At 66.3% G+C, this 7855-nt stretch carries 8 protein-coding genes; 5 read left to right on the top strand and 3 right to left on the bottom strand.

Features of this window, described 5'->3' with window-relative positions:
* On the bottom strand, positions 1-819 hold an 819-nt coding region (gene dapD, locus HC022_RS14825; protein ID WP_167452960.1), incomplete at its 3' end, for a 2,3,4,5-tetrahydropyridine-2,6-dicarboxylate N-succinyltransferase.
* Between the two features lie 100 nt (positions 820-919).
* Here dapD and HC022_RS14820 point away from each other — a divergent pair.
* From HC022_RS14820 to infB, 5 genes are all read left to right on the top strand, one after another.
* Positions 920-1315, top strand: coding sequence for a VOC family protein (locus HC022_RS14820; RefSeq protein ID WP_008886657.1), 396 nt, complete (start codon positions 920-922; stop codon positions 1313-1315).
* Between the two features lie 187 nt (positions 1316-1502).
* Entirely contained in the window at positions 1503-2099 is a 597-nt protein-coding gene (gene rimP, locus HC022_RS14815) for a ribosome maturation factor RimP (protein WP_008886920.1), read from the top strand.
* A gap of 6 nt (positions 2100-2105) precedes the next feature.
* On the top strand, positions 2106-3731 hold the full coding sequence (gene nusA / locus HC022_RS14810) for a transcription termination factor NusA (protein WP_167452959.1): 1626 nt from the start codon (positions 2106-2108) through the stop codon (positions 3729-3731).
* A 2-nt stretch (positions 3732-3733) separates the two neighbouring features.
* The gene (locus HC022_RS14805; RefSeq protein ID WP_167452958.1) at positions 3734-4405 is read left to right on the top strand and encodes an RNA-binding protein; all 672 of its coding nucleotides are present in this window, start codon (positions 3734-3736) and stop codon (positions 4403-4405) included.
* A 9-nt stretch (positions 4406-4414) separates the two neighbouring features.
* The gene (infB, locus tag HC022_RS14800; protein WP_167452957.1) at positions 4415-6952 is read left to right on the top strand and encodes a translation initiation factor IF-2; all 2538 of its coding nucleotides are present in this window, start codon (positions 4415-4417) and stop codon (positions 6950-6952) included.
* A 164-nt stretch (positions 6953-7116) separates the two neighbouring features.
* On the opposite strand, the gene HC022_RS29665 is transcribed toward infB, so the two are convergent.
* Positions 7117-7245 (bottom strand): hypothetical protein, encoded by a 129-nt coding sequence (locus tag HC022_RS29665; protein WP_085954141.1) that lies wholly within the window; start codon positions 7243-7245, stop codon positions 7117-7119.
* A gap of 163 nt (positions 7246-7408) precedes the next feature.
* Positions 7409-7810, bottom strand: coding sequence for an 8-oxo-dGTP diphosphatase MutT (gene mutT, locus HC022_RS14795; RefSeq protein ID WP_167452956.1), 402 nt, complete (start codon positions 7808-7810; stop codon positions 7409-7411).
* Between the last annotated feature and the right edge of the window lie 45 nt (positions 7811-7855).

Here is a 7855-nt window from a genome sequence, read left to right as displayed (position 1 = left end):
CAGCAGCTCGTTGATGCCGGTCTTCGAGCGGGTCTTCGCGTCGACGCGCTTCACGATGACCGCACAGTAGAGGCTGATGCCGTTCTTCGAGGGCATCGAGCCCGCCACGACCACCGAGTACGGCGGCACTTCGCCGTACACCCCTTCACCGGTTTCGCGGTCGACGATCTTGGTCGACTGGCCGATGAACACGCCCATGCCCAGAACCGAGCCCTCGCGCACGATGCAGCCCTCGACCACCTCGGAGCGGGCGCCGATGAAGCAGTTGTCCTCGATGATGACCGGGCCGGCCTGCAGCGGCTCGAGCACGCCGCCGATGCCGACGCCGCCCGAGAGGTGCACGTTCTTGCCGATCTGCGCGCAGGAGCCGACGGTCGCCCAGGTGTCGACCATGGTGCCTTCGCCGACGTGGGCGCCGAGGTTCACGAAGGACGGCATCAGCACCACGCCCGGCGCGATGTAGGCGGACTTGCGGACGACGCAGTTCGGCACGGCGCGGAAGCCCGCGGCCTTCCACTGGTTGTTGCCCCAGCCCTTGAACTTGCTGTCGACCTTGTCCCACCAGCCGCCGCCCTGCGGGCCGTTGTCGTGGATCTCCATGTCCTTGATGCGGAAGCCGAGCAGCACGGCCTTCTTGGCCCACTGGTTCACCTGCCAGTTGCCGTCCGCCTGCTTCTCGGCGACGCGCAGCTTGCCCGAATCGAGCGCTTCGAGCGTGTCCTCGATGGCTTCGCGGGTCTCGCCGCCGGTCGAGGGGGTGATCGTGTCGCGCGCCTCCCAGGCGGCTTCGATGGCGGCTTCGAGCTGTGCGTTGGACATCTTTGTCTCCTCGTGCGATCCGGTTCACAGCCCTATAGCGGGCGGCCCGCCTCACGGCAACGCATCCCGAGGTCGCCCTTCGCAGGAAAGGAAAACCGTCATGGCCAAGGCCATCCACAGCATGATCCGGGTTCTCGACGAGGCGCGCTCGCTGGCCTTCTACGAGACCGCCTTCGGCCTGACCGTCGCCGACCGGCTCGACTTCCCCGAGTTCACGCTGGTCTACCTGTCGAACGCCGAGACCGGCTTCGAGCTCGAGCTGACGGTAAACAAGGACCGGACCGAGCCCTACGACCTGGGCGACGGTTACGGCCACCTCGCGGTGTCGGTCGCCGATCTCGAGGCCGAGCATGCGCGCTTCACCGCCGAAGGGCTGAACCCGCGCAAGCTGGTGGAATTCGCGCCGGCGGGCGAGGTGGTGGCGAAGTTCTTCTTCGTGGCCGACCCGGATGGCTACCAGATCGAGGTGCTGGCGCGCGAGGGCCGCTTCGCCTGACGCGTGCCCTGGGACCGGGCGGCGGCGAGAGGTCGCGATGCTGCCCGATGCTCCCCCCTTGCGGAATCGAATCGCGCAGCGTATATCGCCCTTTGACAGCGGCGCGTCGGAGGTTCTCCGAAGTTCCACCGGGAAACATCGACGGGCCGCGCGCCCGTTTTTTTGTGCCCAATCGGACCCGGACCCAATGACCGACCTGATCGCCAAATCCGCCATCGACCGGCGTCTCGCTGAGATCGTCGCCCCCGTCATCGAGGACATGGGGTTCGAACTCGTGCGCATTCGCCTGATGGGCGGCAAGACCGCCACGCTTCAGATCATGGCCGAACGCCCCGAGGGCGGGATCGAAATCGACGAGTGCGGCGACATCTCGACCGCCGTGTCGGCGGTGCTCGACGTCGAGGATCCGATCCTCGACAGCTACGTGCTCGAGGTCGGCAGCCCCGGCATCGACCGCCCGCTGACCCGTCTCAAGGATTTCGAGACCTTCGAGGGCTATGATGCCAAGATCCAGACGGACGAGCTGATCGACGGCCGCAAGCGCTGGCAAGGCGTGCTCGCCGGTGTCGAGGGCGGCGAAGTGCTGCTCAACATCGAAGAGAACGGCGAGACCCAGACCATCGGCCTGCAGTTCGACTGGCTTTCCGATGCCAAGCTCATCCTGACCGACGAGCTGATGCGCGAGATGCTGCGCGCCCGCAAGGCGCGGGGCGATGACGACGCCGACGACGATACCCAATTCGACGAAATTCAGGCCGAGGACGCGGCCACCGACGAGGAGTAAGACCCCATGGCAATCACCTCTGCCAACCAGCTCGAGCTGCTTCAGACCGCCGAGGCCGTCGCCCGCGAGAAGATGATCGACCCGGGCCTCGTGATCGAGGCCATGGAAGAGAGCCTCGCCCGTGCCGCCAAGTCGCGCTACGGCTCCGAGATGGACATCCGCGTGAAGATCGACCGCCGCACCGGCCGTGCGACCTTTACCCGCGTGCGCACCGTCGTCGAGGACGAGGAGCTCGAGAACTACCAGGCCGAGCTGACGGTCAAGCAGGCCAAGCAGTACATGGCCGACCCCAAGGTGGGCGACCAGTTCATCGAAGAGGTGCCGCCGGTCGACATGGGCCGGATCGCCGCGCAGTCGGCCAAGCAGGTGATCCTGCAGAAGGTCCGCGAAGCCGAGCGTGACCGCCAGTACGACGAGTTCAAGGACCGCGCCGGCACCATCATCAACGGTACCGTCAAGCGCGAGGAATACGGCAACGTCATCGTCGACATCGGCCGTGGCGAAGGCATCCTGCGCCGTAACGAGAAAATCGGCCGCGAGAGCTATCGCCCGGGGGACCGCATCCGCTGCTACATCAAGGACGTGCGCCGCGAAGCCCGCGGCCCGCAGATCTTCCTGTCGCGCACCTCGCCGGAATTCATGGCCGAGCTGTTCAAGATGGAAGTGCCCGAGATCTACGACGGCATCATCGAGATCAAGGCCGTTGCCCGCGACCCGGGCTCGCGCGCCAAGATCGCCGTCATCTCCTATGACGGCTCCATCGACCCCGTGGGCGCCTGCGTCGGTATGCGCGGCAGCCGCGTGCAAGCCGTGGTGAACGAGCTGCAGGGCGAGAAGATCGACATCATCCCGTGGAACGAGGACGTGCCGACCTTCCTGGTGAACGCGCTGCAGCCGGCCGAGGTGTCGAAGGTGGTTCTCGACGAGGACGCCGAGCGCATCGAGGTGGTGGTGCCCGACGAGCAGCTGTCGCTGGCCATCGGCCGCCGCGGCCAGAACGTGCGCCTCGCCTCGCAGCTCACCGGTCTCGACATCGACATCATGACCGAAGAGGAAGAGTCCAAGCGCCGTCAGGCCGAGTTCGAGCAGCGCACCAAGCTGTTCATGGACACGCTCGACCTCGACGAGTTCTTCGCCCAGCTGCTGGTCGCCGAAGGCTTCACCAACCTCGAGGAAGTGGCCTACGTCGAGCTTGACGAGCTGCTGGTCATCAACGGCGTCGACGAGGACCCCTCTCCTCCTCTTCCGACCCGTGCCCGCGAGTTCCTCGAGGAGCAGGCCCGCAAGGCGTTGGAACACGCCCGCGAGCTCGGTGCCGAGGACAGCCTTATTGAATTCGAGGGCCTGACACCCCAGATGGTAGAGGCACTGGCGGAAGACGGCGTGAAGACGCTGGAGGATTTCGCCACCTGCGCCGACTGGGAACTGGCCGGTGGCTGGACGACCGAAGGCGGCGAGCGTGTGAAAGACGACGGCCTGCTCGAGAAGTTCGACGTGGATCTCGCCGAGGCGCAGAACCTCATCATGACCGCGCGCGTCCTGCTGGGATGGGTCGACCCGTCCGAGCTTGAGCCCGAGGCCGAGGAAGAGGCTGACGGCGAAGACGACGCCGAGACGAGCGAAGAGGCCTGATCATGAGCCGCGGAGGCCAGGACAAGGACCGGGCCGACGGGCCGGAACGCCGTTGCATCGCCACGGGCGAGACGCAGCCGGCCTCCGGCCTGATCCGCTTCGTGGTCGGACCCGAGGGCCAGGTGGTGCCGGATCACGCGGGCAAGTTGCCCGGACGCGGGATCTGGGTCGCCTCCGAGCCCGCGGCACTTGAGAAGGCGGCGAAGAAGGGGCTCTTCGCCCGCGCCGCCAAGGCACCGGTGACGGTGCCCGATGATCTTCCGACGCTGATCGAGCAGATGCTCGCGCGCCGGGTGGTCGAGCTCATCAGCCTTGCGCGCAAGTCGGGCTCGGCTGTATCGGGCTACGAGAAGGTCAAGGACTGGCTTGGCCGCGAAGACGCGGTCGTGCTGATCCAGGCCGAGGATGGCTCGTCGCGGGGCAAGTCGAAATTGTCGACTCCCTACGGGGGCAAGTACATCGGCTGGCTCACCGCAGACGAGCTGGGGCTGGCCTTTGGACGGGAAAAGGTGATACACGCCGCGCTTGGCGCTGGTGGACTCACGAAACGTGTTGTAGAGGAAGCCCAACGATTGAAGGGCCTGCGCGTCGGAAGGACCGATGCGGCGACGGCAGCAGGGGCTGCCGAGGCGGCGAAAGCCGCCGGGGGCGGCAGGGGCCGCCGGAAAGGATAAGAGAGCTGAATGAGCGATAACGACGGCAAAAAGACTCTGGGCGTGCGTGGTGGTGGTCCCCGTTCGGGTTCCGTGAAGCAGAGCTTCAGCCATGGCCGCACCAAGAATGTCGTGGTCGAAACCAAGCGCAAGCGGGTTGTCGTGCCGAAGCCCGGCGCCGGCGGCGCCAAGGGTGGCAGCGCGCCCGGAGGCATGGGCGGCAAGCGCCCGGCCGGGATTTCCGATGCCGAGATGGAGCGCCGCCTGAAGGCGCTGCAGGCCGCGAAGGCCCGCGAGGTCGTGGAAGCCGCGCAGCGCGAGGCCGAGGAAAAGGCCCGCGCCGAAGAGCGTGAGCGTCTCCGGGCCGAGAAGGAACAGAAAGAGCGCGATCAGCGCGAAGCCGAAGAGCGCGCCCGCGCCAAGGCCGAGGAAGAAGAGCGCAAGGTTCGCGAAGCCGCCGAGGCCGCGAAGAAGGCCGAAGCTGCCGCTGCCGCTCCGAAGTCCGCCGACCCCGCCGCGGCCCGCGCGGGTGGTGCCGCTGCAGGCGCTGCCCCGGCCGCAGGCGCTGCCGGTGCCGCCAAGCCGGCCGCGGGCCAGCCGCAGCAGATGCGCAAGGCCGAGCGCGAGCGCGAAGAGCGTGGCCGTTCGACCCGTGGTCGCGACGATGGCAACCGCCGTGCCGGCAAGCTGACGCTGAATCAGGCGCTCGGTGGCGAAGGTGGACGCCAGAAGTCCATGGCTGCCATGAAGCGCAAGCAGGAGCGTGCGCGCCAGAAGGCAATGGGCGGAGCCCAGAGCCGCGAGAAGGTCGTGCGCGACGTGCAGTTGCCCGAGGCGATCACCGTCGCCGAACTGGCAAACCGCATGGCAGAGCGCGTGGCGGACGTGGTCAAGTCACTGATGCAGAGCGGCATCATGGCGACCCAGAACCAGTCCATCGACGCCGATACCGCGGAACTGATCATCGAGGAATTCGGCCACCGCGTCACCCGCGTCTCGGACGCGGACGTGGAGGACGTGATCAAGACGGCGGACGACAAGCCGGAAGATCTCAGGCCGCGTCCCCCGGTCATCACGATCATGGGTCACGTCGACCACGGCAAGACCTCGCTGCTCGACCGCATCCGTCAGGCCAACGTGACCGCAGGCGAAGCCGGTGGCATCACCCAGCACATCGGCGCCTACCAGGTGCAGACCAAGGGTGGCGATATCCTGACCTTCCTCGACACGCCCGGCCACGCGGCCTTCACCTCGATGCGCTCGCGTGGCGCGCAGGTGACGGACATCGTGGTGCTGGTGGTTGCGGCGGATGACGCGGTGATGCCGCAGACCGTCGAGGCCATCAACCACGCCAAGGCGGCCGGCGTTCCGATGATCGTGGCAATCAACAAGATCGACAAGCCGTCGGCCAACCCGACCAAGGTGCGCACCGACCTGCTCCAGCACGAAGTCGTGGTGGAACAGATGTCCGGTGACGTGCAGGACGTCGAGGTGTCGGCCCACACCGGGCAGGGTCTCGACGAACTGCTGGAAGCCATCGCGCTTCAGGCCGAACTGCTGGAACTGAAAGCCAACCCCGACCGCGCCGCCGAAGGTGCCGTGATCGAGGCGCAGCTCGACGTCGGCCGTGGCCCGGTCGCGACGGTCCTGGTGCAGAACGGTACCCTGAAGCAGGGCGACATCTTCGTCGTGGGCGAGCAGTACGGCAAGGTCCGCGCGCTCATCAACGACAAGGGCGAGCGCGTTGCCGAAGCCGGTCCGTCGGTTCCGGTCGAAGTGCTCGGCCTCAACGGCACGCCCGAGGCTGGTGACGTTCTCAACGTCACCTCGACCGAGGCGCAGGCCCGCGAGATCGCCGAGTACCGCGCACATGCCGCGAAGGAGAAGCGCGCCGCCGCAGGCGCCGCGACGACCCTGGAACAGCTGATGAAGAAGGCCAAGGACGACGAGAACGTCTCCGAGCTGCCGGTGGTCGTGAAGGCCGACGTGCAGGGCTCGGCCGAGGCCATCGTCCAGGCGCTCGAGAAGGTCGGCAACGACGAGGTCCGCGTGCGGGTGATCCACTACGGTGTGGGCGCCATCACCGAGACCGACATCGGCCTTGCCGAAGCTTCGGGCTGCCCGGTCATCGGCTTCAACGTCCGTGCCAACGCGCCGGCGCGCAACAGCGCCAACCAGAAGGGCGTGGAGATCCGCTACTATTCGGTGATCTACGACCTGGTCGACGACGTGCGTGCAGCGGCCTCGGGCCTGCTGTCGAACGAGATCCGCGAGAACTTCATCGGCTACGCCGAGATCAAGGAAGTCTTCAAGGTCTCCAACGTCGGCAAGGTTGCGGGCTGTCTCGTCACCGAGGGCGTGGCCCGTCGTTCCGCCGGTGTCCGCCTGCTGCGCGACAACGTGGTGATCCACGAGGGCACCCTGAAGACGCTCAAGCGCTTCAAGGACGAGGTCGCCGAGGTCCAGTCGGGCCAGGAATGCGGCATGGCCTTCGAGAACTACGAAGATGTCCGTCCGCAGGACGTCATCGAGATCTTCGAGCGCGAGGAGATCGCGCGCACGCTCTGATCGACCCGATCGGAGACAGATCGAAGGCGGCGCCATTGGTGCCGCCTTTTTCGTTTCCGTGAAACTGTGATGCGGGCGGGATGGGGTGGCCCAAAGGCAAACAGGCCCGGGCGAGGTGCCCGAGCCTGTTGCTTAGCTGGAAGTCCGAAGTTTTGCGCGCAATATCAGGCGGCGACCGGAGTTCCGGTAAAGACCTGAGTACCAACACGAACGGCGATACGACCGTCGGGCAGTTTCTTTTCGAAGATGCCCTGCACGGAAACGCAGGTGCCTAGAATGATCGTACGAAGCATTGCATGGGTTCCCGATTTGGGTGTTACAAATATATGAATACGACACAATCGTTAACGGAACCAGAAGAAAGCGCACGATTAGTGCTTAAGGACTAAGCGAGGCTCCGTCTCTTGCGGAAATCCGCCTGCTGCGGCGCAGAAAGTTCTGGACAATTCCGAACGACTAGAGCCAGTCGCGCAGGATCGGGATCAGGGGAATGTCGGCGGGCGGCATTGGGTAATCGCGCAGATCCGCGGCCCGGACCCACTTCAGCGCCTGGCCCTCGCGCGATTGCGGTGTGCCCTGCCATTTGCGGCAGGCGAAGAGAGGCATCAGCAGGTGGAAGCTCTCGTAGGGGTGCGAGGCGAAGGTGAGCGGCGCGAGGCAGCTCTCCCACGTGTCGATGCCCAGCTCTTCCTGAAGTTCGCGGATCAGCGCCGCCTCGGGCGATTCGCCGGGCTCGATCTTTCCGCCCGGGAATTCCCAGAGGCCCGCCATCGACTTGCCCTCGGGGCGCTGTGCAAGCAGCACGCGGCCGTCGGGGTCGATCAGGGCGACGGCGGAGACGAGGACGATCTTCGACATGGGGCAGCTCTGGCGTCGGCGGAGGGTGCGAGGGGCCAGCCCCTC

The sequence above is a fragment of the Salipiger sp. HF18 genome (assembly GCF_011806505.1).
GTDB lineage: Bacteria > Pseudomonadota > Alphaproteobacteria > Rhodobacterales > Rhodobacteraceae > Salipiger > Salipiger thiooxidans.
This window is presented reverse-complemented; position numbering and strand designations above follow the sequence as displayed.

Excerpts from the sequence above, each read along its gene's own strand:
- HC022_RS14820 (WP_008886657.1), top strand. The coding sequence starts at position 920 with ATGGCCAAGGCCATCCACAGCATGATCCGGGTTCTCGACGAGGCGCGC.
- rimP (WP_008886920.1), top strand. The coding sequence starts at position 1,503 with ATGACCGACCTGATCGCCAAATCCGCCATCGACCGGCGTCTCGCTGAG.
- nusA (WP_167452959.1), top strand. The coding sequence starts at position 2,106 with ATGGCAATCACCTCTGCCAACCAGCTCGAGCTGCTTCAGACCGCCGAG.
- HC022_RS14805 (WP_167452958.1), top strand. The coding sequence starts at position 3,734 with ATGAGCCGCGGAGGCCAGGACAAGGACCGGGCCGACGGGCCGGAACGC.
- infB (WP_167452957.1), top strand. The coding sequence starts at position 4,415 with ATGAGCGATAACGACGGCAAAAAGACTCTGGGCGTGCGTGGTGGTGGT.
- HC022_RS29665 (WP_085954141.1), bottom strand. The coding sequence starts at position 7,245 with ATGCTTCGTACGATCATTCTAGGCACCTGCGTTTCCGTGCAGGGCATC.
- mutT (WP_167452956.1), bottom strand. The coding sequence starts at position 7,810 with ATGTCGAAGATCGTCCTCGTCTCCGCCGTCGCCCTGATCGACCCCGAC.